We start from the raw sequence: 25540 nt of genomic DNA, 5'->3' as shown, positions 1-25540 counted from the left end.
CTGTGAGCTCGCGCGAAGGCGGGAGCCTCCATCGGCTTACCTCATTTATGCAAGAGATCCCTGCCTTCGCAGTGATTCTCAAGCGCTTAAAGAGTTCCCAGCACCACCGGCAGGCTCATCGCCAGGCACCCGCCGCCTATCATTGCGCCCATGATGAAAATCGCAGTCCAAGGCACCCAGCCGACGCGTTCCAGCTGCGCATAGTCACGCATCTTTTTGCGCCGCCATTCCATCAGCGCGGCAAAGCCGGCCAATAGCCAGAACAAAGCGCCTGCCAACGCCATCTGCGCGGCATCGCTTGAAAGCGCGAGTGTGGTGAGAATATCCATCCGCTAGGCGATGTAGGCAACCATCGCGCTTGCGCAATCCCGCTCTATCGCCCAAGCGCGCGCACATGGATGGTTCAGTTGCTCAACCCCGCCCAATGCTCGCCATTGGTTTGCGTCTCATCACCGCCGTGGTGTTCGCGACGATGGGGATGCTCGTAAAACTCGGAGGCGACCGCGGCGTGCATCTGGTTGAGATGCTGTTTTGGCGTCAATTCATCACCTTTGTTTTGATGGCAGCTGGATTGGCTTTATTTGGAAAGCTCTCGACCCTGCGGACTAAGCGGATAAAAAGCCACGCAGGCCGCGCGGCTCTGGGCGGATTTTGCATGTTTTTTGTATATGGCGCGTTGCTGCTGCTTCCCTTGGCCGAAGCAACCACGCTTTCTTACACAGCACCGTTTTTCGCGGTTGTAATCGCTGTCACGATGTTCGGTGAGAAAGTGGGTCTCTATCGCTCCCTTGCCGTCGTGGTCGGGTTCTGCGGTGTTTTGGTCATTATGCAACCGGGCAATATGAGTGGGGACAAGTCAGGGCTTGGCGTAATGGTCGCGCTTGCCGCAGCGGCAATGGTTGCGTTGATTAGCTTTCAGATCCAAGACCTCAACAAGACCGAAAGCCCATGGAGTATCATTTTCTGGTTCACGGCACTTTCGACGCCGTTTTTCGCGATGTTGCTGCCCTTCTTTATAAGTGCCCATGATGCTGAAACTTGGGGGATAATTGTCGCTATGGCTTTGGCAGGGGCGCTTGCTCAAATCCTGCTGACTAGTTCGCTGCGGTTCGGATCAGCCTCGGTGATCCTGCTGATTGATTACACCTCGCTCCTTTGGGCGACATGGTATGGCTACACCGTGTTTGACCGCACCCCGCCCGCCAGTTTGTGGATCGGCGCGCCGCTGATTATCGGCGCAGGGGCATTGATCGCATATCGCGAACGCCTCCTCGCACAGGCCAAAGCGAAACCAGCAGAGACAACCTAAATAGCACGCTGAAAGGAATTTCGATGATCCGCACCACCCTGATCGCCGCCGCGCTTGGCGCGCTTACCCTTACCACCGCTGCCTGTAACACAGTGCAAGGTCTAGGCGAGGACATCTCCTCGGTTGGCAGAGCGGGCGAAGATGTGATTGACGGCGACGAATAAATTACACCCGCCTGTAAACCAGCGCAAGATTGTTGGCAGGCATTTCATGCCGTGCGCTGCGCGATAGGCCGTTTGCCGCGCCCGCTTCGTCCATCTGTTCAACATGGCGAATGCCCCAAGCGGGATTGCGCGATTTAAGGCTAGCATCGAATTCAAGATTGGAAGGCGCTGGTTCCAATCCGTTTTCAAAAAACGGGCCATAGATAATCAGCGGCCCACCTGAATTTCCCAGCACACGGGCCGCGCCTGCCATCAGGCCAAGGCTTGCCGCCCATTCGCTGATATGGGCCATATTGATGCACAAAACCGCGTCCGCGCGCGCAGGGGGCCATGCCGCATCCGCCGCGTTTAGCGCAATCGGTGATTCCAGATTGCCCTCCCGATATTCCGCTCGGTAAGCCTTGATCGAACCGAGCGCTCGCGGATCAGGGTCGCTGGGCTGCCACTGAACCTGCGGCAGATGCTGCGCAAAATACACCGCATGTTCGCCGCTGCCCGATGCAATTTCGAGCACTTTGCAGCACCCGGTCAATTCCGCCTGCAAGACAGCAAGAATAGCCTCGCGATTGCGCAAAGTGGCGGGCGCGTGGTGCTTCACAGCGCTCAGCCCACTTGCCGGTCCTGCCCTTCCCAATAAGGCGCACGCAATTGCCGCCGCAGGATTTTGCCCGATGGATTGCGCGGCATTTCAGGGATCACATCGACGCTTTTGGGTGCTTTGAAAGCGGCGATCTTCTTGCGCGTATAGGCGATTACGTCAGCTTCATCGATCTCCATGCCCGGTTTGGCAACGCAGCAAGCTTTGACCTCCTCGCCCCACTTTTCGCTGGGGATGCCAATCACTGCCACCTCGGCAATGGCTGGATGACCGTAGATCGCGCTTTCCACTTCTGCCGGATAGACGTTCTCGCCGCCTGAAATGATCATGTCTTTGATCCTGTCCTGGATGTAAACATAACCATCTGCGTCCATGATCCCCGCATCCCCGGTGTGCAGCCAGCCATCGGCATCAATCGTCTGCTGAGTTGCACCGGGCAGCTTCCAATATCCGCGCGTATTTGAGGGGGAGCGAATGCACACTTCGCCGATCTCGCCGCGCGGGGCTTCCTTGTTGTGAGTGTCGCGCACCTCAATCTCAGCTCCCGGCACAGCCTTGCCCGCCGAACGCATCCTCTCATTGCCTTCGAGCACATGATCTTCGGGCGGCAATAACGATATTGTGCCTGATGTCTCTGTCATTCCATAGGCTTGCAAAAAGCCCGCATTGGGCATGGTCCGGACCGCTTCTTTGAGCAATTCCAAAGGCATGGGCGCTGCGCCATACATCAGATATCGCAGCGCGGAGAAATCGGTTTGCGCCGCTTTGGGATGCTGCACCACCATTTGCAGCGCGGCAGGCACGATAAACATATGCGTTGCGCCCGCCTCAATCGCTTTGAGCGCACCTTCGGGAGTGAATTCAGCCTCGATATGATGGCGGATGCCGTTTGAAATGCCGATATTGATCAGGCCCGTGCCGCCAATATGGGCGCATGGCATGGCAACCAGCATGCAGTCACCTTCTTCATAAAAGCTCCACGCCAGCCCCTCTTCCGCCGCAGCATTGCGAAGGCCCAAAAGATTGCGATTGGACAGCACCGCGCCCTTTGGATTGCCGGTGGTGCCAGAGGTGTACAATTGCAAAATTGGATCTTCGGCAGGCGGGGCCGTGTAATCGTTATCGGGCTGCATTTCGGCAATGTGCGCGCGCGCCTCATCGACAAGCAGCACGCCGCAATCATGTTCAAGCTCGCTTGCCACATTGTTTGCCGTGTCTGCGAATTGCTCTTCGGCAAACAGCAATTTCGCCTCTGTGTCGGACAGGATGTAAGCGACCTCAGGCGCAGCCAGCCGCCAGCCAACAGGAACCATAACAGCGCCCATTCGGGCCGCCGCCAGGTAAAGCTGGCAATAAAACTCGGAGTTTTTGCCCAGCCAAGCAACGCGGTCACCTTTGCTGATGCCTTGCGATTTATACAGCGCGATGATCCGGCGGGTTGCCGTGTTCAATTCTGAATAACTTGTCCGGCGATCGCCTTGTTCGAAAGCGATCGCATCGGGGCGTTCTTCGGCCCAGAAATTCAGAATTTCATCAAAGGTTTCATAGTTGTGATGCGCGTTGCCCTGGATGGTGTTTTCCCAGCCCATGCTTATCTCTCCTGGCTTTTTTCTTTGCCGGGCAGACTAGGCGCAAACCGCTCTATCAGTCCATCAATTTACGTTAGGCGAAACGGCCTTGTCTGCGTGCTGCAGGCTCGCGAAGGATCAGCCAGATAAACAGACCGAGCGGTCCTGCAAACAATGTGGCCAGCAGGATAGGGGCCTGGATAAACCGATTGATCCCTTTTGCATCGCCATCGCGCGCAATCCAAAGCCCGACAAACAAATCAAAGGCGAGATAGTGCGTCCATCCAACGGTGACGCCGCCATCGCTGGCAAACAAAGCGCGCACGCCTTCAATGGTGGAGAAATTGGCGCCGCCCCCGCCCGCGCCCACATCCGGGCCAGCCGATATCAATCCGCTGACAATCCCGATCAAGCCCCCAGCGTAAACACAGCACAGCATGCCAATCCCTGCATAAAGCACCGCTGACAGCAAAGCAGGCCAGCGCGGCAACAAGATCAATGCGGCCCATGCGATCATCGCAAGGGCATTCACGGCGCTAAAGACAAGATCCCATGGCATAATCGCGATTATTCCTGTTCCTCGGGCAGATCCGCTTTCATCCGCCATTCGCGCGCGGCCCGCTTCATTGCCTCGTTATCATGGGTAAAGCGCCCCTGCGCGCGCCGCATGCCCAATCCCAAAGCCGCCTCTGCCACCAGATCAGCCTCGACCGAGCGGAACATCTCCCATTTCTTGGGAAGCAGCGGATCGATCAGCGGGCTGGCGATCTTTGCCAATCCCTCTGCCATGCGGAAATCATCATTGCGCGCGCCTTTCAAAAGGCCGGGGCGCAGAATATCGAGCCGCTTGAAGCCCACCTTGGAAACCATCTGTTCCGTCTCACCCTTGACCCGCATATAGAAATGTTTGGACGCCGGATCAGCCCCCGCCGCGCTGACGAGGACCAGATTGAGAATGCCAGCCTTGTGTGCAGCCTCTGCCGTGGCCATCACCAACTCTTGATCGACCGCGCGAAAGGCATCTTCGTCCCCGCCCACTTTCTTAATGGTTGTTCCCAGCGCGCAAATCAAAGCGCGCGGGCGGACCGCTTCGAATATTTCTCCCCATTTTTCCGGCTCAGCAACAAAGATCTCCATCCGAGTGCCCGCAGGCATATCAAGTTCGCGCCGCGCGATGCCGACGATCCGGGCGGCATCGCCATGGCTGGAGATTTCGATAACGCGCCGCCCAATCAGCCCGGTGGCGCCCACAAGCCCAATGCGCAGCGGCGCTTTTTTCTCATCCATGCCGTTATCGGCAAAATATTCGCGCGGCCGGTCAGACATTGGTCAATCCGCTTGGGGCTTCGCCATAGATCGCCGCGCATTGGCGAATCGCAAAGCCATCACTCATTCCGGCGATAAAATCGGCAATACACCGCGCGCGCGCAGGCTCTTTATCGGGCAGACGATCCTGCCATTCTTCGGGCATCAGCCTTGCATCTTGCGAATATGCGGCGAATAACCGCGCCACAACATCGCGTGCATGTGCAGCAGCGGCAACTTGTTCGGGGTGGAAATACAGCTTGTCATACATAAAGGATTTAAGCGCGCGCTCCTGCGCTTCCATAGCAGGCGAGAAACTTGCCAGCTGGCGGCCAGCGGCGCGAATATCGGCGACTGTTTCCATACCCTCGATCTGTTTCGCCGTGTGTTCCAGCACATCATTCACCATCAATCCAATCTGCCCGCGCACCAGTTCGCGCAGTAGCCGGTCTTTGGGTGCACCAGGAAAGCGTTTTTCGACCGCTCGCCATTGCTGCGCGAGGAAATCCAGCTGAAGCAGATCATCAAGGTCAAGAAACCCTGCGCGCAGGCCATCATCAATATCGTGATTGTCGTAAGCGATATCATCGCTAAGCGCGGCAATCTGCGCTTCGAGCGAAGGCCACTGGCCCAGTTCCAAAGGAAACGCCGCATCAAGCTCCGCCAGCGCCCAGCCCGGATTTTCCACCGGGCCATTGTGCTTGGCCAACCCTTCGAGCAAATCCCAGGTCAGGTTGAGCCCTTCGTGCAGCGGATAGGGGCTTTCGAGCCGCATCACCGTGCGCAATGTCTGTGCATTGTGGCAAAACCCGCCATGCCGCTCCATCGCATCGGACAAAGCATGCTCCCCTGCATGGCCAAAAGGCGGGTGCCCCAGATCATGCGCCAGACACAAGGCTTCGGTCAGATCCTCATCCAAGCCCAAAGCGCGCGCCAGCACACGTCCAATCTGCGCAACCTCCAAACTATGCGTAAGCCGGGTGCGATAATGATCGCCATCGGGCGCGATAAAGACCTGTGTTTTCGATTTGAGCCTGCGAAAACTCATCGAATGGATGATCCGGTCGCGGTCGCGCTGAAAGGCGGTGCGCGGCCCTCTGCGCTCGCTGGGCGTTCGGGGCGCGCCTGCGATATTGGCGGCCCCGTCAAATTCTCTGCCTGAAAACCCGCGGTGATCCAGCGCGTCAGGATTGGCAGCGTAAGGTGCGCGTTTCATTTTGGGACATTGGCGGAGGGTGCCAACCAGCTCAAGGCGAACAGATCAGCAACTCTGCGCGCATATGTGGACATCAGCCAATCCCTTATTGCGCCTGCATGCCGCCCATTGGCGCCCCGCGCAAAGTTGAGTGGGGCCGCTCGCCGGACAGAAAAAGGGGTGGCAAGCGGCCCCGGGCTATCGGCATAGCGACCCGAGAGCCCGGAATTTGCACTGTTACGTTCCAATGACAAATTCGCCACGGCCAATACGGGTTTCAATTCAAAACCGCATCCCTTTGTGAGCGATCCCTGCGGCCAGTTGTTCCCGCGCGGCGTTGAGTCGCAAATGAGCGTGCTTAATCCTCGCTCAAAATCCATTCTGCCGCTGCTTCGCAGTGGATTACAGTCGAATCGAACACTGGCAGCACATTGGCATTGATATCGACGATCAGATCAAGCTCCGTGCACGCCAGCACAATTGCCTGTGCGCCTTCCTGTTCCTTGTTTGTGATGATCGTTTTCAATGTGCGCTGTGCATCACGCGTGACTTTGCCGACCATCAATTGATCGTAGATAATCCGGTCCAGCGTTTCGACATTGCCCATATCGGGCGGCAGCAGATCAATCCCGTGCGAAACCAGTCTGCGCCGGTAAAACCCCTCCGTCATCACATTGCGCGTGCCCAGAAGCGCGACATTCTTGATGCCCGCCTGCTTTAGTTTTTTACCGACGCACTCAGCGATATGAATGATTTCAATATCAACCTGCGTTTCAAGCTCGCGATAGACTTTGTGCATGGAATTGGCACCGATCAACAATGCCTCTGCGCCGGCTGCTTCCAACCGTTTTGCGCTGGCGATCAGAGTTTGGGTCGCCCGATCCCAATCCTCTGGCGTATTCAGGCCGTGAAGTTCGGTGAAATCAAGACTTTCGATCAGCATCGGCGCGCTTGCCATGGGGGCCGCGCGTTTTTGGATGATGCGGTTGATCCGCTCATAATATATGCCCGTCGACACCCAGCTCATGCCGCCGATCAATCCCAATTTGCGCAAAGCGACCCTCGATTCCACTTAGGTAGGTGGCCCGGTTTAGCGGCGAACGTTACGCCGCGTCTATAGGCGGGAAAAAACCACCGCTTTACAAGGCGCTTACGTGGTTTCTGCGATGTTCAGCAGCCAGCCTCTTAGCGTTTCGAGGCTCGCCTCTGGCGCTTCTTCGTGCGGCAAGTGGCCGATGCCGGGATAGATAACCATGGTCGAGCTAGGCAGATTTTCGTCATACCAGCGGCTCGAGGGAACCGGGATCAGCGGATCCTTTTCCCCGCACAGCAGCAAAGTTGGCACAGCTATCTGCGCGATGTCTTCAGCGTCAAACGATGTGCGCGGATTACCGAACCGGGCGATTGTGGCCTGCCTGTTGCCGGGATAGCGCAACAATTCCCAATACCGGTCGACCGTCTCATCGGTGACGATGGCTTTGTTGCTGACGGTTTGAGCAAAGGCATCCTTGACCATGGATCGCGGAGTGATCTGCGCCATGATGGAATTGATGACAGGGGTCTGCGCCAATTGATAGGTAAGGCTGGCATCACGCTCTGGCCGCACCGGCGCACCGCTTGCCCCCACCATAACCGCGCCAATCAATCTGTCCGGATGCGCCATCGCGTAGGCCGCCGTGTGCGATCCGCCCATCGAGCTTCCGGCCAGAACAAACCGTTCCAGTCCAAGCGCATCTGCCACCTCATCAATATCGGAGACAAAGTTATCGAGCGAATAATCACCGTCTGGATCAGGCCCGGTCAGGCCGTGCCCCACTTGGTCAAACCGGATGACGCGGTGATCTTCGCGCAAGGCCTCTGCCCAAGGCTGCCAGGTGTGCAGATCGGCTGTTGAACCGTGCAGCAACATGATGACAGGCGCATTTGCATCGCCGTTCAAAGGGCCTTCATCGCGCAAATGCACTTTCAAACCGCTTTCCAGCAGCACAAATTGCGAAGGCTCACCGCCATATTTGGCGCGCATTTCAGCGGGATCGGTATCGGGCGTGCGAAAGATCAGGAAAGCTGCGCCCAGCACCACGGCGAGAAATCCGATTGTCCTAAACACCCATTTCATTCTGCGACCCCCAAAAGCGGTTTCAAAGCAGCTGTTTCAGCATATCCAACCCGCACCCTGCCGCGACCGATCCCAGCGTCTCAACAGCTTCGCGGTCATCGACCCGCTCCAATCGCTCCAGCGCTTTGCCAGGCGATAAAGGCACGCGGTCCTCGCCCTCTTCGGGGGCCAGGCGTTCCAGCTTTTTCAATTGCACAATCGATAGCCTGTCGGTGAGGCGCGGCGCCATGCAGGTGGCCAGGTTTTCAGGCACGCCATTGGCGAGCAGCGCCTGCTCAACGCGTTCCTCGGTCACCTGTTCAAGCACCCCGCCATCGCGGAACACAAAATACCCCCCAACCAGCAGCGCAATCACCGCAAGCGCAAGGAGCATCGCGCGCATTTAGTCGAGCGCCTTCACGATGCCTTCGACCATCTTCTTCGCATCAGACAGCAGCATGACGGTTTGCGGCATGTAGAAGACATCATTGTCAACGCCCGCATAGCCAACGCCGCCCATGGAGCGTTTGATGAAGAACACCTGCTTTGCCTTGTCCACATCGAACACAGGCATTCCATAAATGGGAGATGATTTGTCGGTTTTCGCGGCCGGGTTCACCACGTCATTTGCCCCGATGATGAAAGCGACATCGGCCTGGGCAAATTCTGAGTTGATATCCTCAAGCTCGAACACCTCGTCATAGGGCACGTTCGCTTCTGCAAGCAGCACGTTCATATGCCCCGGCATCCGGCCAGCAACAGGGTGGATCGCGTATTTCACATCCACGCCTTTTTCTTTTAGCGCATCGGCCATTTCCCGCAGAACGTGCTGAGCCTGTGCCACCGCCATGCCGTATCCCGGAATGATGATAACGCTTTCAGCCTGTTCAAGCATAAAGGCCGCATCATCCGCGCTGCCCTGTTTGTACGGGCGCTGTTCTCGCGGTGCGCCATCGCCAGCGCCGCCGCTGTCATCCGCGCCAAATCCGCCAGCGATCACGCTGATGAAGGAACGGTTCATGGCCTTGCACATGATGTAGCTGAGGATCGCGCCTGATGATCCCACCAGCGCGCCGGTGATAATCATAGCGCTGTTGCCGAGTGTAAAGCCCATCGCTGCGGCTGCCCAACCCGAATAGGAGTTCAGCATGGACACCACCACCGGCATATCCGCCCCGCCAATCGGGATAATCAGGAGAAAACCAATGACAAAGGCAAGCACAGTGATTGCCGGGATCATCCAGCCCTCGCCTGCTCCGCCTTGAGGTGAAACGGCGTAATACCCGACCAGCCCGACGATCGCGGCCAAAGTGCCCAGATTGATGACATGCCGCCCCGGCAGCATGATCGGAGACCCGCTCATTTTGCCCGACAGTTTAAGGAAAGCGATAACCGAGCCTGAGAAGGTGATCGCACCAATCGCAATACCAAGGCCAAGCTCGATCCGGCTGACCATCAGGATTTGGCCTGCGCTATCGGTGATCCCGAAACTCGCCGGATCAAGCCATGCAGCAAGCCCAACCACTACGGCGGCAAGGCCGACCAGTGAGTGAAAACCTGCAACCAGCTCGGGCATGGATGTCATCGCGATTTTGCGCGCGATCACAAACCCAATCGCGCCGCCGATCGCGACCGCTATTGCGATCTCATACCATGTCGCAAGGTTGTGCGTGATCAAAGTGGTGCCAACGGCAATGACCATCCCGATCATGCCATTGCGGTTGCCGCCGCGGCTTGTGGCCGGGCTGGAAAGCCCGCGCAAAGCAAGGATGAAGAACACACCGGAAATAAGATAGGCAAGCATTGCCCAAGCAGGCGTAGCCGCGCCATCGCCAGCGGCATGGGCTGGGGTTGCGAATAAAGCCGTCATCCCAGCGAAAGCTGGGATCGCTGGCCACTTAGCGCGGAGCTTATTGAGGGAGATCCCAGCTTTCGCTGGGATGACGGGTGACATGAAAGAACCCATCCTCACTTCTCCTTTTTCTTATACATGGCGAGCATACGCTCGGTCACGGCAAAACCGCCAAAAATGTTGACGCTGGCCAGCACCACACCAAACAGGCCCAGATATTTGGCCACCGGACTGCTAGCCTCAGCCGCCGCAATCAGTGCGCCGACGATAATCACGCTGGAAATCGCATTGGTCACGGCCATCAACGGCGTGTGAAGCGCAGGCGTCACCGACCAGACCACATAATAGCCGACGAAACACGCCAGCACGAAAATCGAGAGGATTGAGATAAAGTCCATGGATCAGGCCCCCTTCAGCCTCTCATTAACAACAGCACCGCCCAGCGTCAGGCGAATCGCATCGCCGATCTCTTCGTCAAACACAGGCTTGCCCGCTTCCTTGTCCCAGAACGCCTGAAACATGGTGAAGTGATTGCGCGAAAACAGTGCGGAGCTGTCAGCGGGCAAATGCGCGGGCGTGTTTGAAAATCCGATGATCTTAACGCCATGCTTTTCGACGACTTCGTCAGGCTTTGAACCTTCGACATTGCCGCCTTGCGCCACGGCCAAGTCGAAGATGACACTGCCCGGCTTCATTGTGGCGATTTGCGCATCGGTTATGAGCACGGGCGCAGCGCGTCCGGGGATCAGCGCGGTGGTGATAACAATATCCTGCTTGGCAATGTGTTCGCTGACAAGCTTGGCCTGCGCCGCCTTATATTCATCGCTCATCTCGGTCGCGTAACCGCCCGAACCCTCGCCTTCGATCCCGGCTACGTCCTGAACGAATATCGCCTTGGCTCCGAGGCTTTCGATCTGCTCTTTGGTAGCAGAGCGCACATCAGTCGCCGAAACCTGCGCGCCCAAACGCCGCGCGGTGGCAATCGCTTGCAGACCCGCCACGCCAACGCCCATAATAAACGCCTTGGCCGCTTGAACGGTGCCGGCTGCCGTCATCATCATCGGAAAAGCGCGGCCATAGGTGTCCGCGGCTGCCAAGACCGCTTTATATCCAGCAAGATTGGACTGGCTGGAAAGCACATCCATACCCTGCGCGCGCGTGATGCGCGGCATGAATTCCATCGACAACGCTTCAAGGCCCGCTGCCGCGTAGGCATCAAGCAGATCTTTATTGTTGAACGGGTCAAACAGGGCCGCAACCATCGCGCCCGGCTTTGCGCCTTTCAACAGCTTCACATCGGGAGCCTGGATCGCCAGCACGATGTCAGCATCCTTGATCGTAGCAGCGGCGGTGCCAACAGTGGCACCTGCCTCTTCATACGCTTGATCCGTGATCGACGCGGTCAGGCCTGCGCCCTTTTCAACGAACAGATCATTGCCAAGGCCTGCAAACTTTTTGACCGTTTCCGGCGTTGCCGCAACGCGCGTTTCGCCCGCGCTGCGTTCTTTCAACACTGCAATTTTCACAAGTACGCCCCTGTTAACGGCCTATTGGCCAGGCTTTAGCCGGCAATCATCGCAACGACGAGTGCAACGATCACCGCAATCACGGGGATCGAATATTTCAGCGCGCTCATAAAGCCGCCATATGTTTCTTGTGCTTTGTCCATGTCATGGATGCTCATTGCGTCATTTTCCCTTTGTCGGCCTGTTTGGCCCTTATTCATCCAACCGATCCGCCTGCGGTTCCTGCCATAAACTTGCGCGTCACGCGCGGTTCATCCGAAAACCATACAGCTTAATCTAAGCGGCCCCTCCCCGTATCGGAGAGAGCCGCGTTGCTCAAGCCCACTGTATTGCCAGTGCTCTGCAACAATGCTGTGCGATTGGTCGCGTTCAAAGACCGGCTTAAAGTGCATCGGGTCGAACAGCCTTAATATCGTATTTACTCGATGCTTGTACGCCCTGCGGACGTCTCACCCTGGGACGATTGCCAGGGCATCGGAGGGTCCTTGCCGATTATGGCGGAGACAGAACAGCTAGAAGACACACGTCTTGTGATGTTGATCGATGATGAGCCTGCACAATCGCGGCTTATCTCAGCTATTGCAGCGCGTGATGGCTGGCGCACTTTGGTTGCGCCCGATGCCGATACAGCAATCGCCATGCTTGGCACGCGCGAAGGCATGCAATTGTCTGCGATCCTGCTCGATCAGTGGGTTCCCGGCGACGATGCCTGCGCTCTTATCACCGAGTTGAAAGAGCGCCGCCCTGCCCTTCCCATCCTAATGCTCACCACCAGCGCTTCCCCGCTGCTCGCGGTCGAAGCGATGCGTGCAGGCGCAAGCGATTACCTCGTTAAACCCGTCTCGCCTGACCGGCTGATGGAAGCCTTGCGCACCGTCACCAAGCGGCAAGCGCCCAAGGACGAGCTTGCCCCGCTGACCGAGAAGATGTCTGCCACGCTCGATTTCGATGCGATGATCGGAACCGCGCCCGGTTTCCGCACGGCTTTGGCCAAAGCTGCCAAAGCGGCCCGCGGGCATGGCCACACTCTGATTGAAGGCGAAAGCGGCACTGGCAAAGAGATGCTGATGCGCGCCATGCACGCCGCTTCTCCGCGTTCGAAAGATGCTTTGCGCATCATCAATGTCGCCAGCGTTCCGCCCAATTCGCTCGAATCGGTGCTGTTCGGACACGAACCCAATGCCTTTCCCGGCGCGTTTGACCGCCAGATTGGCGCGATGCAGCACTGCGATGGCGGCACTTTGGTGCTCGATGAGATTGACCGGCTTCCCGGCCCTGTCCAACGCCGCCTTGCCGAAGCGCTGGAAACCGGCATTGTCCGCCCGGTGGGCGCCGCGCATGGGTTCCGCATCGATGTGCGTCTTTTGACAGCAAGCAATTTCCCTTTGAAAACGCTCGTTTCTGCTGATCAGTTTGACGAGGAACTGGCGCTTAAACTGGGCGGCACGCTCATTTCGCTGCCGCCTTTGCGCGAACGCACGGGCGACATCACCGCTCTTACTCGCCATTTCCTGGCGCGTATTGGCGAACAGCCGGGGCTTAAGCATCTGTCCGTCTCTGATAGCGCATTGTCGCTTTTGTCGGCGTTTGATTGGCCGGGCAATGTGCGCCAATTGCAATCGGTGCTGTTCCGAGCCGCCGTCTATTGCGAAACCGATTCGCTGACAGCGGACAGTTTCCCGCAGCTTTCTGAGCTTTTGGGAGAGCAGAAAGACCCCGTATCCAGCCATCTGCACGAAGGTGTGGGCGTGATGCTGTATACCGAAGACGGCAATCTGCGCCCGCTGGAAGAGATCGAGGCCGACGTGATCCGCCTCGCGATTGGTCATTATCGCGGCCGAATGACCGAGGTTGCCCGCAGGCTCGGCATTGGGCGATCAACGCTTTATCGCAAGCTGAGCGATCTGGGGATTGATAACGTCGCTTGATCGCTGTGCGCGTTGGGCTATCCCTGCGGGCATGACTGACACAAACCCTATCGCCCATGCCTTCACCAACCGGACTGCGCTCGTCACGGGCGCAGCGTCCGGCATTGGCGCTGCCTGCGCCCACTTGCTCGCCGAACGCGGCGCAGCAAAGCTCATCCTTGTCGATGTGGACGAGGCCGGTATGGCCGCGCTCGACCTTGGCGATACCGAAACCGTGTGCATCACCGGCAGCGTCGCGGATGAGGCATTGTGGGATGACATTGCCCCGCATCTTACCGGCCTCAATCACGCCATCGTCAATGCTGGCATGGGCGGTTTTGGAGCCTTTGCCGATCTCACCATGGCCGATTGGCGGCGCATTATGGACGTAAACCTTGACGGCGCGTTCCTCACTTTGCGGGCCAGCCTCAATGCCATGCTCAAAGCACAGTCAGACGGCAGTAGGAAAGCGGCAAGTGTCGTTATCACGGCCTCATCAACCGGGGTTAAGCCTGTGCCCGGCACTGGCCCCTACGGCGTCTCCAAAGCAGCCGTTGCCCATATGGCGCGCATGGCAGCAGCTGAAAACGCCGCCGCCGGTATTCGCGTCAATGCGATTGCGCCGGGCGGCGTTGACACCGCCATCTGGGAAAGCGGGCCTGAATTCAACGCGGCGGTTGCAAAGCATGGCCGCGATGCCGTTATCCAGAACATGGGCAAAACGACGCCGCTGGGCCGCTTTTCAACCGCGCGCGAAACCGCGCAGTCGATCCTCTATATGCTCAGCGATGAAGCCGCGAACCTTACAGGCCACGTGCTGGTCGATGATGGCGGGTTCACGCTTTAGCGCCGTTTGCACCCAAACGCGCTTACCAGTTCACCGTCTGGGTCACTCGCTCTTCACCCTTATTGCCGCGCATGGACATGGTGAAAGTCCGCTTGGCCCAGTCGATATCGACAAGCCCGAAATTCTCCTCCGAGATGAAGTCCGTCACCCGCTTGGGATCGGGTTCGCGCGCGGTGTTCCGTTCGGTGGTGGAAAACGAGTAGTTGAGCGAAGAGCTGGTCAGTTCCCAGATCGTCTCGCCTTTCGTCTCGGGTGCGGTCTCGGTGTAGATGCCGCCCGCATGGCGATCGCCTGACAGCAGCACCATGCCGCTTTCCTCGCGATTGGCGAGCATTTCGTAAAGCCGCGCACGCTCCAGCGGCAGCGCTTCCCAGCTTTCGTAATTGTGCGCATCGGTCACCACCTGAATGGAGGATGCGATGATGCGGAAGTCTGCCGGTTTGGCAAGCTCCTGCGCCAGCCAAGTCCACTGCGCATCGCCCAACATGGTCTTCGACGCATCCTCGCTAGGCACATAGGGGCCAAGCGGCGGGCGTTCGTCTGAATAGGGCATCGCTTCAAAGTCTGACCGGAAGAACCGGGTATCGAGCACGATCACCTGAGTGCGCTGTCCTTCAGGCCCAAACATGCGGCTTTCGTAAATACCGGGGCGCGCGCGCACTTCGTCGGATGATCCCCAGAATGTCTCAAAGATCGTCTCTGACCAGCGGCGATGGGCAAAGCTGGCGCCGCCATCGTTGAACCCGAAATCGTGATCATCCCAGGCGACCATCATCGGCACTTTTGCCATGAAATCGGCAAGCTCAGGCGTGCCAGCCTGCACTGCATACGCTTTGCGCAAAGTGCTGAGCGATGCATCGCCTTTCCAGAACTGATCGCCATAATTGTTGTCACCGATAAACAGGAACAACTGCGGATCGGCTGCGGCAATCTGGCCCCACATATGCTGCGAGCGCAATTGGTGATTGCAGCTGCCAAAGGCGAGCCGGGTAATCACGCTTTCCGGCGCGAGCGAGGCATTGGCAGGCGCGACGGGCAATTCGATGCTTTCGGCCAGTTTCGCGTAATAGGGCGCTAGCAGGTCTTCAGCGGCCAGCGGCACTTCGCCATGGTTACCGCCGTGTCCGTTATGTCCATCGGCCACAGCAGGCGCTGCTGCCAGGGCAGCGATGGAACAGGTGGCGGCGGCAAACAGCGAAAGACGGCGCATGGGTGATATCCTTGATTGAATGGTCAATTGCCTCTTGCCCGCATCTCATGGCGAGTTTGTGACAAGTAGGAAAGCGGTAAAGGCGCGGCGCCGATCATAGAGGTTCAAGCTGACTGAAATCGGTTAGCGCCGCATCGCGCATACCGCGCCACACATTGCGCGCCTGAACGCTCTCAGCCACGTCATGCACGCGCAGCACATGCACGCCTGCATCCATCGCGCGCAAGGCCAACGCAATCGAGCCGCCAAGGCGTGCGCCTGCTTCCTCCTCGCGGCTCAACGCGCCGATCATCCGTTTGCGGCTGGCCCCGACCATCAACGGCGATCCAAGGGCATGAAACAGCGGCAGCGCGTTCATGAGCGCGAGGTTGTCGCTGAGCGACTTGCCAAAGCCGATGCCGGGATCGAGCATGATGCGCGCTTCATCAACACCGGCCGCAATCGCGCGGGCGCGGGCATCCTTGAGGAAGTCAAACACGTCGCTCACCACATCGGTGTAGTCGCCGCCATCCAGCTTGTCCTTGGCATGGAGGTCTTCGCCCCCGCCCGGTGCATGCATCAGGATGACGGGGCACCCGGCATTGGCAGCCAGTTCCCCCATGCGCGGGTCATAGCGCAAGGCTGACACGTCATTGGCCACTTGCGCGCCTGCGCCCAGTGCAGCCTCAAGCACACCTGCGCGCCGTGTGTCGACGCTGATCGCTGCGCCCATACTCGCGCAGTACTCAGCCGTCGGGATCACTCGTTCAATCTCATCCCCTTCGAAAGTCGCAGCAGCGCCGGGGCGTGTGCTTTCCCCGCCAATGTCGATGATCGCCGCCCCTGCCTCCAGCATGGCAGCGGCGTGCTCGCGGCCTGCTTCTGCTGTATCGAATGCGCCCCCATCCGAGAAGCTGTCGGGCGTTACGTTGAGGATGCCCATCACTTGCGGTTGATCGAACCGGATCACTCGCGCGCCCAGATCCCAGGGTTGATGCACCTTTTGAAGGTTCGCCCACTGCGCCTGCGCTTCCTCTGCCAGCGCGCCGCCCGGCTCGCCCAATGCCTCTGCCGCATCTGCCAGGGCGAACACACGGCGATGCGTCACTGCCCCGCTTTCGCGCACCACCAGCGCAAAGCGGCTGGCATAGGCCATCGAACCGCCCAGCCGAATCGATGCGGGGCCGCCTGCCCCTGCTTCTGCCTGCGGGGAAGCGGAAAGGCCGATGGGATGGACATAGACTGACGCGCTCATGCCCGACCCCTCGAGATCGGTGATCTGTTCAGCTTTCTCATCCGAAGTCTGACGCATGGACCGCATGTTACACGGTCCTGACAAAGAAAAGTGCCCTGCCCCAAAACCAGCGTTTGGGACGAATTTCAGGCGGGTGAAGAGCGATGATTTGGTCATGGCGTGAACGATAGCGCCCCGCCCCGATGTAGGACAGTGCCGCGCGTGGGTTCTCGTCAGCTCTATCGCACCACGGCTTGCTTCACCTGTTGGCCTTCAGCCTTTGCGCGTGTTCTTTTTCGACCAATCGCCACGCTTTGAAAACAGTCATGTCCGGGTCCGTTCTGCCCGTTCGCCCCAGCGCATATATCTGCGCGTAGAACCAGAATTGCGTGGCAAACCCGGCCATGGCTCTGATTGCCCGTATCTTTTCCAGGAATTTCAACGGCGCTGGCAAAAGCGAAAGCGTGTTTTCTGCGCGCGGCAGAGCGTCTGCACCTGCCAGAATGCGCCTCGCCCCATCAGGCTCGACGCAAAGCGGGCGGCCAAGGCCCACGATATCCGCCGCGCCATCGCTCACGGCCTGCTCCATCGCCGCCCTGCTGCGGAAACCGCCCGTCACCATCAGCGGCACTTTGACCGCCTCTTTCATCGCTTTGGCAAAATCGACAAAATACGCCTCCCGCGCAAGGGTTGATGCGGCGATGCCGGGATCATCAGCGGGTTCCATCCCTTCGATGCCAAGCAATTTGGGCTGTTCATAGGTGCCGCCGGAAATCTCGATCAGATCAACCCCGCGTTCCTCAAGCCAGGTGACAACCTGAAGGCTGTCTTCAAATGCAAAGCCGCCCTTTTGGAAATCCGCGCTGTTCAATTTCACGCTGATCGCAAAATCAGGCCCCGCAATAGCGCGCGCTTGTTCGACAACGCTCAGCAGCAATCGCGCGCGGTTTTCAAGGCTCCCGCCCCAGCGATCGGTGCGCAGGTTTGAGCGCGGGCTGAGGAATTGCGAAATCAGATAGCCATGCGCGCCGTGGATCTGTGCGCCGGTAAAGCCCACCTGCTTGCAAATCCGCACCGCCCGCAGGAACCCGCGGATGATCGCTTCAATCTCGCTGTCTTCCAAAGCGACAGGTTCCCCAAACTGCCCGCCGGGCAGGCCCAGCTTCACCGCAGAGGGAGCCTTGGGCTGAGGGTTGATATTGGCAAAGGTCTGCCGGCCGGCATGGCTGATTTGCGCCCAAAAATGGTTGCCAGAACGCGTTGCCGCCGATGTCCAGCGCTGAAAGGCGGCGATGGCGTCATCATCCAGCTCGCCATCGATGATGATATTGCCGGGCCGCTCCAGATGATCGCGGTCAATCTGGATATTGCCCGAAAGCAGCATGCCGCAGCCGCCATCTGACCAAATGCCATATAGCCGCTCCAATTCAGCTGTCGGCGCGCCGCGGCTGTCTGCCAGTCCTTCGGTCATCGCGGCTTTTGCGAGGCGATTGGGCAGGCTTATACCGCATGGCAGCGCAAGTGTGGTTTGCAAGATCATCCGCGACATCCTCTTTTATGGCTTTTGTTGGACCGCGGCGATATCACGAATTTTCAGATAGGAAACGGGCAAGCTCAGCCAATCGGCAGCGCTCTGGCGCAAAAAGGGGCCAGACTTGCGTGCCCGGCCCCTTCTTTTTCGGTTTGGATAATGCGCCCGTGATCACAGTTTCAGGCGAACCCCTGCTGAAATGATCGACTGGGCGCTTTCCACACCCAAGGTCGCTGGCAACAGGTCCAATTCAATATCCGCATCGCTGAAATTGGCACGGTAGGTGTATTGGCCAAAGACCTCTGCGCCATCGGTCACAGCGAAACTGGCACCCGCCATTGCCTGATAGGCGAACGATCCGTCGCTATCATCGCCAACCAGAACGCCGGATGGGGCGTATTCGACATCGGTGGATTGATAGCCAAGTCCCGCACCAACATAGGGCTTGAACCCGCTGCCTGTGTTGAGATCATAGAAGACATTGGCAAAAATGCCGAGATTGGACACATCGCCCTGTCCATCGGCAATCACGGCCCCGACGGTTGGATTGGCAGGGTCAGCTGCGCCGCGCGTCAATACCGCGCTGTCGGCACCGTCAATATCCGCGCCGCCAACCAGCAGGCCAGCATGCGTATCGACATTGTATTCGGTATAAGTCCCTTCCAGTTCGGCGCGCAGACCATTGCCAAAATCATAGCCAACCTGTCCGCCAATCGCGAAACCTGTGTCATTCTCGGTGCTCCACGCGAGCTCAGTTCCGGCAGGAATTTCGCCAAAATCCGCCGTTGCTGGCACGGTCTCATCAAATTCGCCGGAATTGTCGCTGTCATTGGGCAATGCGGCGCCGCCGCTTACGCCGACATAGATGCCGCCATCATCATCCTGCGCAAATGCATTGGATGGAACCGCCAGCACGCCAAGCGCGATGGCAATAGGTGCAAGTTTAGAAAAAGACATTCGTAGCTCCTAAGGGTTGCGGCTTTGCGCCGCTTAGTGTTCCCCCCGCTTAGGCCCGATCACACGAACGGATGCCCCAAGGATACGATGCCACCTGAACCTCAGATGCGAATGATTGTCAGGATTTGCCAGGACGTGCGATATCTGCGCTGGATGATGCATATCCTTCGCACAAGTTTCAGGTTTTCAGATGGATAGAAAGCGGACTTAATCCTCAGACGCGAGCAGATAAAGCTGCCTTGCCGCGTCCACAGGGAGCATTTCGCCGCCCTTTTCATAATGCCAGAACGTCCAGCCATTGCAGCTTGGCGCGCCTTGCAATTCTTTGCCCAGCGAGTGGATCGATCCGGTGTGGACACCTTTGGGCGCGTGGCCTTTTTCGTGTTCAAGCGAACCATCTGCCCGGACGATCGCGACCCAGCGGCGTTTCTTGTCGAACACCTTGGTTCCGGGCGCGATCAGTCCGGTTTCCACCAACGTCCCGAAGGCGACCCGGGGCGCGGACTTTCGTGATTGCATTGTCTTTAAAGCGCTCTCGTCGAGCGGAAGTTCCTTTTCTATGCGCTTATACGCAATGGTCTGATAAAATTCCTCGCGTTCGCAGCCGACCCATTGGCGGCCCAAGCGCTTGGCAACAGCGCCCGTTGTGCCAGTGCCAAAGAACGGATCGAGCACCACATCACCCGGCTCGGTTGTCGCGAGCAGCAAGCGGTACAAAAGGCTTTCGGGTTTTTGTGTCGGATGCGCTTTCTTGCCGTGCTCTTTCAGGCGTTCATTGCCCGAACAGATCGGCATCACCCAGTCAGACCGCATTTGCAGTTCATCATTGAGCGTTTTCATCGCGCGGTAATTGAAGTGATAGCGCGATTTTTCGCCCATGCTCGCCCAGATCAGCGTTTCATGCGCATTGGTGAAACGTGTGCCTTTGAAATTTGGCATCGGATTGGTCTTGCGCCAGATGATATCGTTGAGGATCCAGAACCCCATATCCTGCACCGCAGTGCCCACACGAAAGATATTGTGATAGCTGCCGATGACCCACAGCGATCCATCGGGCTTCAAAACACGGCGCGCTTCGGCAAGCCAGGCGCGCGTGAAATCGTCATAAGCGCGGAAACTGTCAAACTGGTCCCAGTGATCGGTCACGGCATCGACCTGGCTGCCATCGGGGCGGTTCAAATCGCCGCCCAATTGCAGGTTGTAAGGCGGATCAGCGAAGACAAGGTCGACCGAATTGTCGGGCAATGAGCGCATGGCTTCGACGCAATCACCGCCAAGAATGGTGCCCAGCGGCAGACCGGGAATGGGACGCACAGGCGTGATCGCAGGGGCCGCAACCGCGCCCGCCGCTTTCAGTTTTGAAGTTTCGATCACACCCATTTTTTCGCCCCATTGGCTTGTCCCGGATCGGGACTCCATCACTTATCCACAGGCATGGAGTCCGATAGGAGTCCGCGTCAAGCAAAGAATTAGAGGGGTTTATGGTTAAGGCTTCGTAAAGACTCTAGCGCTGGTGCAGGAACGAAATAAGAACCCACAAGATGTGGAGTCTGAGCGTGTTGACGGGACTCGATATGAAGGGGGTGTATTAACCGGGTGATACAGGACCAGGAAAATTGTAAATTTTTCAGGCCACGCCATTTTTTAACGCAAAGCTTGGCCGCGATTACGCAAAAACCCAAATGGTATTGGCCGCAAACCCGGCCAGCAGCAGCCCGCCGATCACCCGTCCGATCCTTTTTGCCTTCCACAAAATCAGCAGCAGCAAAACAGCGCTCGCAGCGAGCAGAGGCAGCTGAACGCCTGCCAATTCTGCCGGCAGCGGCAGCGGCGCGATTGACATGGTCGCCCCGCCGATCAGCAGGATGTTGTATATGTTGGACCCCACGACATTGCCCAATGCCAAGCCCGGCCTGCCCCGCAAGGCCGCCGCGATGGATGCGGCAAGTTCGGGCAGGCTGGTGCCCACGGCCACAACCGTCAGGCCGATCACGGTTTCAGGCACGTTAAAAATGGTCGCCAGATCAATCGCGCCTGTCACCAGCGCGTTCCCGCCTGCGACCAGAATGACAAGGCCCACCACAAACAAGGCAATGGCCTGCCACAAGACCGATGGCGCATCGTCCAGCTCTTCATCATCGCCGCCTGCCCCCGGATTGCGATAGCGCCACACGATATAGGCAAGGATACCCGCCAGAAGCGCAAAGCCAATCCAGCGCCCGCCCACCTGACCAATGGCAAGCGCCCAGAGCAGCAATGTCGCGCCCAGCGCCACCACCGCATCGCGTTTTCCGCTGCCGCTGAGTGCAATCGGCATGACCAGAGCAGTCGCGCCAAGGATAAGCAGCGTGTTCGCCAGATTGGATCCCACCACATTGCCCCATGCAATTTGCGGAGAGCCTGCAAGGCTTGCCTGAACGCTGGCCGCCATTTCGGGCATGCTGGTGGCAAATCCGACAATCACCAGCCCTGTGAACAGAGTGGACACGCCCATTTTCTGCGCAATGCCCACCGCCCCGCGCACCAGCAGCTCACCACCAATGCCAAGGCCAACAAGACCCACCAGACTAAGAAGAATCGCACCAAACATCCGCGGCGTTTAGGCGGGTTGCAGGGGATAGCAAAGCGGATTGGTGGCGGCGGGTGTTCTTGCTTGGTGTTCGCTTCGCTCACGCCGGACCGCCCCGCCTCCCCGCCCGTCCACCAAGGGTTCCATAGGATATGGTGGACGGGCGGGGAGGCGGGGCGGTCCGGCCAGGGATTGCACGGATGTGCAATCCGCACCCAACAAATACGTGCGTAAGTGAACACCCAACAAAAACCCGCGGTCCAAGCAGAGGAAAAACCCTTCGGCCCTACAGCAAACTCGCCTGGGCAACGGGTGCAAAACTGCGGCGATGCAGCGGGGTTGGACCGTGCAGGCGTAGGGCCTGTATATGCTCTTTGGTGCCGTAACCCTTATTGCGTTCCCAACCGAAATGCGGGTGATCGGCGGCGGCGGCGATCATCAGCCGGTCGCGCCATTCTTTGGCTATGATCGAAGCCGCGCTGACCCCCGGTTCGGTCCCGTCCCCGCCCACAATCGCGCGAGCATCCCAGCGCCATTCCTCACACCGCCCTTGCGGGGTCTGGTTGCCATCAATCAGCACTGTGCACGCAGGATCACCCAATTGCGCAGTCAAATCGCGCACGCAGCGAGTCATCGCCAGCATCGTCGCCTGGAAAATATTGACCCTGTCAATCTCATCCGGCTCCACCACTGCCACGGCCCAGGCGCATGTCTCGCGGATGGCGATATCCAGCGCGCCGCGCCGCTTTGGGGAAAGCACCTTGGAATCCGCGCAGCCAGCGGGTAGATCACCGCCAACAGCCACCGCCGCTGCCACCACTGGCCCCGCCAAAGGCCCGCGCCCAGCCTCATCCACCCCGATGAGCACAGGCCGCGTCAAAGAGGCAGCGCCCGTTTGATTTTCCGGAGTTGATTGATCCATGACGTTCTCTTCACAATTCGCCGCTTCGCTTCGGCTTACAGCTTTGTCCATCCCCGCTCTCGCGCTCGCAAGCTGCGCTGGCGCTGAAACCGGGGATAGCGCCAATGGGGCAGAGGCAGGCGCGGATTACACCGTTGAAACCATGGGCGTGTTTGAAGAACCATGGGCGATCGAATTTGCCCCCGGCACCGGCGTGATGTTCATCACTGAAAAAGCGGGGGTGCTCAAAGTCATGGACACCTCCACTGGCGAAATCGGCGAAGTGACCGGCGCACCAGACGTCGCCTATGGCGGACAGGGCGGATTTGGCGATATCGCGTTCCTCCCCTCTCAATCAGAAAGCGAACTCACTGGCCGCACCATCTATCTTAGCTGGGCCGAAATGGCCGCTGATGCGGATGGAGATGACGGCGCGCGCGGCGCCGTTGTCGGGCGCGGCACTTTGGATTGCAGCGCAACCGATGCCTGCGCGCTCGAAGGGCTGGAAGTGATCTGGCGGCAAGCCCCAAAAGTAACCGGCAAAGGCCATTATTCGCACCGCATCCTTGTGTCCCCTGATGAACAATATCTGTTTGTCGCCAGCGGTGACCGCCAAAAACAAGACCCCGCACAGGATATGACAAACACGCTTGGCTCCATGGTCAGGCTGAACCTTGATGGCACGCCTGCGAAAGGCAATCCATTTGCTGACAAAGGCGGGGTGACAGCGGAAATCTGGTCCTATGGCCACCGCAATATCCTCGGGATGGATTTCGATGCTGAGGGGCGTTTGTGGGAGATAGAGCACGGCCCTGCTGGCGGGGATGAGCTTAATCTGGTGCAGCGCGCGGCCAATTATGGCTGGCCCACCCGGTCGAATGGCGACAATTACAACGGGGTCGATATCCCCGATCACACGCCTGATGATGGCTTTGTCAAACCCGCAATCCACTGGACCCCGGTGATCGCGCCGGGCGATATGATTATCTATACAGGCGATATGTTTGCCGCGTGGAAGGATCAGGTGCTGATCGCAGGGCTTGCCTCGCAGGCATTGGTGCGCGTGTCGCTTGATGGCAATGCGGTGGCAGAGGAAGACCGGATCGAACTTGGCGGGCGCCTGCGTTCAGTAGAACAGGGGCCAGATGGCGCGATCTGGGTGGCCGAAGATGGCGATGAAGCGCGCCTGCTCAAACTGACTATGTAACGCTGTTTTGCATTGCTTTCGCAATGCACAAGGTGGAGGAAGCGGCCAGCCTAAGACCGTCTCACTCCTCCTGCGCAGAACATTGCAAAACACACACGATGACAACCAAAACCGCCTCTCTCATCCCGCTTGCCAGCGTTGAGCCCGCCATGATCGAGGCTCTGCTGGACCGTGCCTTTGGCCCGGACCGCCATGCGCGCACCGCCTATCGCATACGGGCGGGCATGGAATGTCTGGGCAGCCTCAGCTTTGCCGCGCTGGATGAAGATGAGATGCTGGTTGGCACCATTCAGTGCTGGCCTGTGGCACTGCGCGAAAAAACCGCCCGCGACACCGAAAGCCGGGCGATCCCGCTGATCATGGTGGGGCCGGTTGCAGTGCTGCCCGAACGTCAGGGCGAAGGGTTTGGCATGGGGCTGATGGCAGCGATGCTTGATGCCGAAGCGCAGCTTGCCGCTGGCGGGCAGACACCTTTGGCGCAGGTTCTGATCGGTGATGCTGACTATTATGGGCGCTGGGGCTTTTCCGCCGCGATGACCGGCGGATGGCGCTGTCCGGGACCGTATGAGCAAAACCGCCTGTTGGCACGCGGCCCCGCGCTTGCCGCAATGCCCGCCGAAGGAATGCTGGGCCCCTGGGGCGAGTAGAGCGGCAGGCCTGCTGGGGGTGTTTTGTTTGTGTTCGCTTACGCGGAGTCTTTGTTGAGTGTTCGCTAACGCTCACGCCGGGCCGCCCCACCTCCCCGCCCGTCCACCATATCCTATGGAACCTTTGGTGGACGGGCGGGGAGGTGGGGTGGCTCGGCAAGCCTTTGGCGGATGCCAAAGGCGGATGCCAAAGGCGCACCCAACAAAAGACTCGGTCCGGCCAAGGTCAGGACGGATGTCCTGGCCGCACCCGACAAAGACTCAGGTTGGCCAGGCAAGCCCTTGGAGGATGTCCCGGCCGCACCCAACAAAAACTCAGCGTAAAGAACACAAACAAAACCCCCTTCCCCCGCCACCCATCATCTGCCATCGACACAGCCACAAATGCCATACGATCCGCCGCCCTATCTTGCAGAACTGACGCTGGCCCAAATCGCTGAGCAAGTGGCCGCGCGCAAAATTCCGCCGGTTGAAACCTGGTCGCCCCAGCACATCGGCGACAGCGATATGCGCATTGCCGCAGATGGCACTTGGTTTCACGAAGGCGGCATCATTCATCGACCGGCCATGGTGCGCGCGTTTTCCTCGCTTTTGATCCGCGATGATGCGGGCCAGCACTGGCTACAGACACCCGTTGAAAAACTCAGCATCGAAGTCGACGATGCCGCCTTTATCGCAACCGATTGCGTTGCCAAGACGGGCGAGATCGCGATCCGGCTCAACACCGATGAATTGGTGCTGGTGGGGCCTGACAACGCGCTTAGGGCCGCTGGCGATCCAGAGACCCCGGCGATCTACCTGCATGTCCGGCGCGGCTGCGAAGCGCGGCTCAATCGGTCCACCTATGCGCAATTGGCTGAAATCGCGATGGAAACGAGCGGCGATGATTGGCTGGTCACCAGCCAGGGCGCAATCTTTTCGCTGATTGCAACGGGCTGA

27 protein-coding genes are annotated in these 25540 nt (G+C 58.6%); 7 read left to right on the top strand and 20 right to left on the bottom strand.

Features of this window, described 5'->3' with window-relative positions; genetic code table 11:
• Window positions 1-86: 86 nt before the first annotated feature.
• Window positions 87-329, bottom strand: coding sequence for a hypothetical protein (locus AC0V6L_RS10920; protein WP_486154290.1), 243 nt, complete (start codon window positions 327-329; stop codon window positions 87-89).
• Between the two features lie 65 nt (window positions 330-394).
• Between AC0V6L_RS10920 and AC0V6L_RS10915 the strand changes: the two genes are divergently transcribed.
• Together AC0V6L_RS10915 and AC0V6L_RS10910 are read left to right on the top strand one after the other, a co-directional pair.
• Window positions 395-1309 carry a DMT family transporter gene (locus AC0V6L_RS10915; RefSeq protein ID WP_486154289.1) on the top strand — a complete coding sequence of 305 codons (915 nt, stop codon included), beginning with the start codon at window positions 395-397 and terminating at the stop codon, window positions 1307-1309.
• Window positions 1310-1332: 23 nt separating this feature from the next.
• Window positions 1333-1473 (top strand): entericidin A/B family lipoprotein, encoded by a 141-nt coding sequence (locus AC0V6L_RS10910; protein WP_486150680.1) that lies wholly within the window; start codon window positions 1333-1335, stop codon window positions 1471-1473.
• Window position 1474: 1 nt separating this feature from the next.
• Here AC0V6L_RS10910 and AC0V6L_RS10905 read toward each other — a convergent pair whose 3' ends face one another.
• The 12 genes from AC0V6L_RS10905 to AC0V6L_RS10850 all read right to left on the bottom strand — a co-directional run bounded on the left by AC0V6L_RS10905 (window position 1475) and on the right by AC0V6L_RS10850 (window position 11770).
• On the bottom strand, window positions 1475-2071 hold the full coding sequence (locus AC0V6L_RS10905) for a DUF938 domain-containing protein (protein ID WP_486154288.1): 597 nt from the start codon (window positions 2069-2071) through the stop codon (window positions 1475-1477).
• 5 nt (window positions 2072-2076) lie between these two features.
• Window positions 2077-3660 (bottom strand): long-chain-fatty-acid--CoA ligase, encoded by a 1584-nt coding sequence (locus tag AC0V6L_RS10900; RefSeq protein ID WP_486154287.1) that lies wholly within the window; start codon window positions 3658-3660, stop codon window positions 2077-2079.
• Window positions 3661-3733: 73 nt separating this feature from the next.
• Entirely contained in the window at window positions 3734-4198 is a 465-nt protein-coding gene (locus AC0V6L_RS10895) for an ABA4-like family protein (protein WP_486150674.1), read from the bottom strand.
• Between the two features lie 8 nt (window positions 4199-4206).
• The gene (locus AC0V6L_RS10890; protein WP_486154286.1) at window positions 4207-4965 is read right to left on the bottom strand and encodes an NAD(P)H-binding protein; all 759 of its coding nucleotides are present in this window, start codon (window positions 4963-4965) and stop codon (window positions 4207-4209) included.
• Entirely contained in the window at window positions 4958-6160 is a 1203-nt protein-coding gene (locus tag AC0V6L_RS10885; protein WP_486154285.1) for a deoxyguanosinetriphosphate triphosphohydrolase, read from the bottom strand. The genes AC0V6L_RS10890 and AC0V6L_RS10885 overlap by 8 nt, the downstream gene beginning before the upstream one ends.
• A gap of 337 nt (window positions 6161-6497) precedes the next feature.
• Window positions 6498-7193 carry an aspartate/glutamate racemase family protein gene (locus AC0V6L_RS10880; RefSeq protein ID WP_486155115.1) on the bottom strand — a complete coding sequence of 232 codons (696 nt, stop codon included), beginning with the start codon at window positions 7191-7193 and terminating at the stop codon, window positions 6498-6500.
• Window positions 7194-7289: 96 nt separating this feature from the next.
• Window positions 7290-8255 (bottom strand): alpha/beta fold hydrolase, encoded by a 966-nt coding sequence (locus AC0V6L_RS10875; protein ID WP_486154284.1) that lies wholly within the window; start codon window positions 8253-8255, stop codon window positions 7290-7292.
• A 22-nt stretch (window positions 8256-8277) separates the two neighbouring features.
• A complete protein-coding gene (locus AC0V6L_RS10870; RefSeq protein WP_486150664.1) occupies window positions 8278-8637 on the bottom strand; it encodes a hypothetical protein in 360 nt (119 codons plus the stop codon).
• Window positions 8638-10104 carry an NAD(P)(+) transhydrogenase (Re/Si-specific) subunit beta gene (locus tag AC0V6L_RS10865; protein ID WP_486154283.1) on the bottom strand — a complete coding sequence of 489 codons (1467 nt, stop codon included), beginning with the start codon at window positions 10102-10104 and terminating at the stop codon, window positions 8638-8640. It lies immediately after the preceding gene.
• Between the two features lie 98 nt (window positions 10105-10202).
• Window positions 10203-10484 carry an NAD(P) transhydrogenase subunit alpha part 2 gene (locus AC0V6L_RS10860; RefSeq protein WP_142786877.1) on the bottom strand — a complete coding sequence of 94 codons (282 nt, stop codon included), beginning with the start codon at window positions 10482-10484 and terminating at the stop codon, window positions 10203-10205.
• A 3-nt stretch (window positions 10485-10487) separates the two neighbouring features.
• The gene (locus AC0V6L_RS10855; RefSeq protein WP_486154282.1) at window positions 10488-11612 is read right to left on the bottom strand and encodes an NAD(P) transhydrogenase subunit alpha; all 1125 of its coding nucleotides are present in this window, start codon (window positions 11610-11612) and stop codon (window positions 10488-10490) included.
• A 35-nt stretch (window positions 11613-11647) separates the two neighbouring features.
• Window positions 11648-11770, bottom strand: a complete 123-nt coding sequence (locus AC0V6L_RS10850; protein ID WP_486154281.1) for a hypothetical protein — start codon at window positions 11768-11770, stop codon at window positions 11648-11650.
• 336 nt (window positions 11771-12106) lie between these two features.
• On the opposite strand from AC0V6L_RS10850, the gene AC0V6L_RS10845 reads away from it, so the two are divergent.
• Together AC0V6L_RS10845 and AC0V6L_RS10840 are read left to right on the top strand one after the other, a co-directional pair.
• On the top strand, window positions 12107-13540 hold the full coding sequence (locus AC0V6L_RS10845; RefSeq protein WP_486154280.1) for a sigma-54-dependent transcriptional regulator: 1434 nt from the start codon (window positions 12107-12109) through the stop codon (window positions 13538-13540).
• A 31-nt stretch (window positions 13541-13571) separates the two neighbouring features.
• Window positions 13572-14366, top strand: a complete 795-nt coding sequence (locus AC0V6L_RS10840) for an SDR family NAD(P)-dependent oxidoreductase (protein WP_486154279.1) — start codon at window positions 13572-13574, stop codon at window positions 14364-14366.
• A 22-nt stretch (window positions 14367-14388) separates the two neighbouring features.
• Here the strand turns inward: AC0V6L_RS10840 and AC0V6L_RS10835 are convergent, their stop codons facing one another.
• The 7 genes from AC0V6L_RS10835 to AC0V6L_RS10805 all read right to left on the bottom strand — a co-directional run bounded on the left by AC0V6L_RS10835 (window position 14389) and on the right by AC0V6L_RS10805 (window position 22768).
• A complete protein-coding gene (locus AC0V6L_RS10835; protein WP_486154278.1) occupies window positions 14389-15576 on the bottom strand; it encodes an alkaline phosphatase D family protein in 1188 nt (395 codons plus the stop codon).
• 94 nt (window positions 15577-15670) lie between these two features.
• Entirely contained in the window at window positions 15671-16810 is a 1140-nt protein-coding gene (gene folP, locus AC0V6L_RS10830; RefSeq protein WP_486155114.1) for a dihydropteroate synthase, read from the bottom strand.
• A 238-nt stretch (window positions 16811-17048) separates the two neighbouring features.
• Window positions 17049-18329: an NADH:flavin oxidoreductase/NADH oxidase family protein gene (locus AC0V6L_RS10825; RefSeq protein ID WP_486154277.1), complete on the bottom strand. Its 1281-nt coding sequence runs from the start codon at window positions 18327-18329 to the stop codon at window positions 17049-17051.
• A 162-nt stretch (window positions 18330-18491) separates the two neighbouring features.
• Window positions 18492-19277, bottom strand: a complete 786-nt coding sequence (locus tag AC0V6L_RS10820) for an outer membrane protein (protein ID WP_486154275.1) — start codon at window positions 19275-19277, stop codon at window positions 18492-18494.
• A 207-nt stretch (window positions 19278-19484) separates the two neighbouring features.
• Window positions 19485-20657, bottom strand: coding sequence for a DNA methyltransferase (locus AC0V6L_RS10815; protein WP_486155113.1), 1173 nt, complete (start codon window positions 20655-20657; stop codon window positions 19485-19487).
• Window positions 20658-20943: 286 nt separating this feature from the next.
• Window positions 20944-21867, bottom strand: coding sequence for a calcium/sodium antiporter (locus tag AC0V6L_RS10810; protein WP_486154274.1), 924 nt, complete (start codon window positions 21865-21867; stop codon window positions 20944-20946).
• Window positions 21868-22132: 265 nt separating this feature from the next.
• A complete protein-coding gene (locus AC0V6L_RS10805; protein WP_486154273.1) occupies window positions 22133-22768 on the bottom strand; it encodes a ribonuclease HII in 636 nt (211 codons plus the stop codon).
• Between AC0V6L_RS10805 and AC0V6L_RS10800 the strand changes: the two genes are divergently transcribed.
• The 3 genes from AC0V6L_RS10800 (at window position 22767) to AC0V6L_RS10790 (ending at window position 25540) form a co-directional block, all read left to right on the top strand.
• The gene (locus AC0V6L_RS10800; protein ID WP_486154272.1) at window positions 22767-23954 is read left to right on the top strand and encodes a PQQ-dependent sugar dehydrogenase; all 1188 of its coding nucleotides are present in this window, start codon (window positions 22767-22769) and stop codon (window positions 23952-23954) included. The genes AC0V6L_RS10805 and AC0V6L_RS10800 overlap by 2 nt on opposite strands.
• A gap of 98 nt (window positions 23955-24052) precedes the next feature.
• A complete protein-coding gene (locus AC0V6L_RS10795; protein WP_486154271.1) occupies window positions 24053-24601 on the top strand; it encodes a GNAT family N-acetyltransferase in 549 nt (182 codons plus the stop codon).
• A 384-nt stretch (window positions 24602-24985) separates the two neighbouring features.
• Window positions 24986-25540: a DUF1285 domain-containing protein gene (locus tag AC0V6L_RS10790; protein WP_486150636.1), complete on the top strand. Its 555-nt coding sequence runs from the start codon at window positions 24986-24988 to the stop codon at window positions 25538-25540.

The sequence above is a fragment of the Erythrobacter sp. JB1-15 genome (assembly GCF_057365035.1).
The sequence above is the reverse complement of the archived record's forward strand: the minus strand, read 5'-3'. Positions and strand labels throughout refer to the sequence as shown.

Bases quoted from the DNA above. Each gene is read 5' to 3' on its own strand.
- AC0V6L_RS10825 (WP_486154277.1), bottom strand. From the start codon at position 18,329: ATGATCTTGCAAACCACACTTGCGCTGCCATGCGGTATAAGCCTGCCC.
- AC0V6L_RS10865 (WP_486154283.1), bottom strand. From the start codon at position 10,104: ATGACGGCTTTATTCGCAACCCCAGCCCATGCCGCTGGCGATGGCGCG.
- AC0V6L_RS10920 (WP_486154290.1), bottom strand. From the start codon at position 329: ATGGATATTCTCACCACACTCGCGCTTTCAAGCGATGCCGCGCAGATG.
- AC0V6L_RS10850 (WP_486154281.1), bottom strand. From the start codon at position 11,770: ATGAGCATCCATGACATGGACAAAGCACAAGAAACATATGGCGGCTTT.
- AC0V6L_RS10910 (WP_486150680.1), top strand. From the start codon at position 1,333: ATGATCCGCACCACCCTGATCGCCGCCGCGCTTGGCGCGCTTACCCTT.
- AC0V6L_RS10810 (WP_486154274.1), bottom strand. From the start codon at position 21,867: ATGTTTGGTGCGATTCTTCTTAGTCTGGTGGGTCTTGTTGGCCTTGGC.
- AC0V6L_RS10900 (WP_486154287.1), bottom strand. From the start codon at position 3,660: ATGGGCTGGGAAAACACCATCCAGGGCAACGCGCATCACAACTATGAA.
- AC0V6L_RS10820 (WP_486154275.1), bottom strand. From the start codon at position 19,277: ATGTCTTTTTCTAAACTTGCACCTATTGCCATCGCGCTTGGCGTGCTG.
- AC0V6L_RS10800 (WP_486154272.1), top strand. From the start codon at position 22,767: ATGACGTTCTCTTCACAATTCGCCGCTTCGCTTCGGCTTACAGCTTTG.
- AC0V6L_RS10860 (WP_142786877.1), bottom strand. From the start codon at position 10,484: ATGGACTTTATCTCAATCCTCTCGATTTTCGTGCTGGCGTGTTTCGTC.
- AC0V6L_RS10835 (WP_486154278.1), bottom strand. From the start codon at position 15,576: ATGCGCCGTCTTTCGCTGTTTGCCGCCGCCACCTGTTCCATCGCTGCC.
- AC0V6L_RS10805 (WP_486154273.1), bottom strand. From the start codon at position 22,768: ATGGATCAATCAACTCCGGAAAATCAAACGGGCGCTGCCTCTTTGACG.
- AC0V6L_RS10840 (WP_486154279.1), top strand. From the start codon at position 13,572: ATGACTGACACAAACCCTATCGCCCATGCCTTCACCAACCGGACTGCG.
- AC0V6L_RS10885 (WP_486154285.1), bottom strand. From the start codon at position 6,160: ATGAAACGCGCACCTTACGCTGCCAATCCTGACGCGCTGGATCACCGC.
- AC0V6L_RS10890 (WP_486154286.1), bottom strand. From the start codon at position 4,965: ATGTCTGACCGGCCGCGCGAATATTTTGCCGATAACGGCATGGATGAG.
- AC0V6L_RS10790 (WP_486150636.1), top strand. From the start codon at position 24,986: ATGCCATACGATCCGCCGCCCTATCTTGCAGAACTGACGCTGGCCCAA.
- AC0V6L_RS10895 (WP_486150674.1), bottom strand. From the start codon at position 4,198: ATGCCATGGGATCTTGTCTTTAGCGCCGTGAATGCCCTTGCGATGATC.
- AC0V6L_RS10795 (WP_486154271.1), top strand. From the start codon at position 24,053: ATGACAACCAAAACCGCCTCTCTCATCCCGCTTGCCAGCGTTGAGCCC.
- AC0V6L_RS10815 (WP_486155113.1), bottom strand. From the start codon at position 20,657: ATGGGTGTGATCGAAACTTCAAAACTGAAAGCGGCGGGCGCGGTTGCG.
- AC0V6L_RS10870 (WP_486150664.1), bottom strand. From the start codon at position 8,637: ATGCGCGCGATGCTCCTTGCGCTTGCGGTGATTGCGCTGCTGGTTGGG.
- folP (WP_486155114.1), bottom strand. From the start codon at position 16,810: ATGAGCGCGTCAGTCTATGTCCATCCCATCGGCCTTTCCGCTTCCCCG.
- AC0V6L_RS10845 (WP_486154280.1), top strand. From the start codon at position 12,107: ATGGCGGAGACAGAACAGCTAGAAGACACACGTCTTGTGATGTTGATC.
- AC0V6L_RS10875 (WP_486154284.1), bottom strand. From the start codon at position 8,255: ATGAAATGGGTGTTTAGGACAATCGGATTTCTCGCCGTGGTGCTGGGC.
- AC0V6L_RS10915 (WP_486154289.1), top strand. From the start codon at position 395: ATGGATGGTTCAGTTGCTCAACCCCGCCCAATGCTCGCCATTGGTTTG.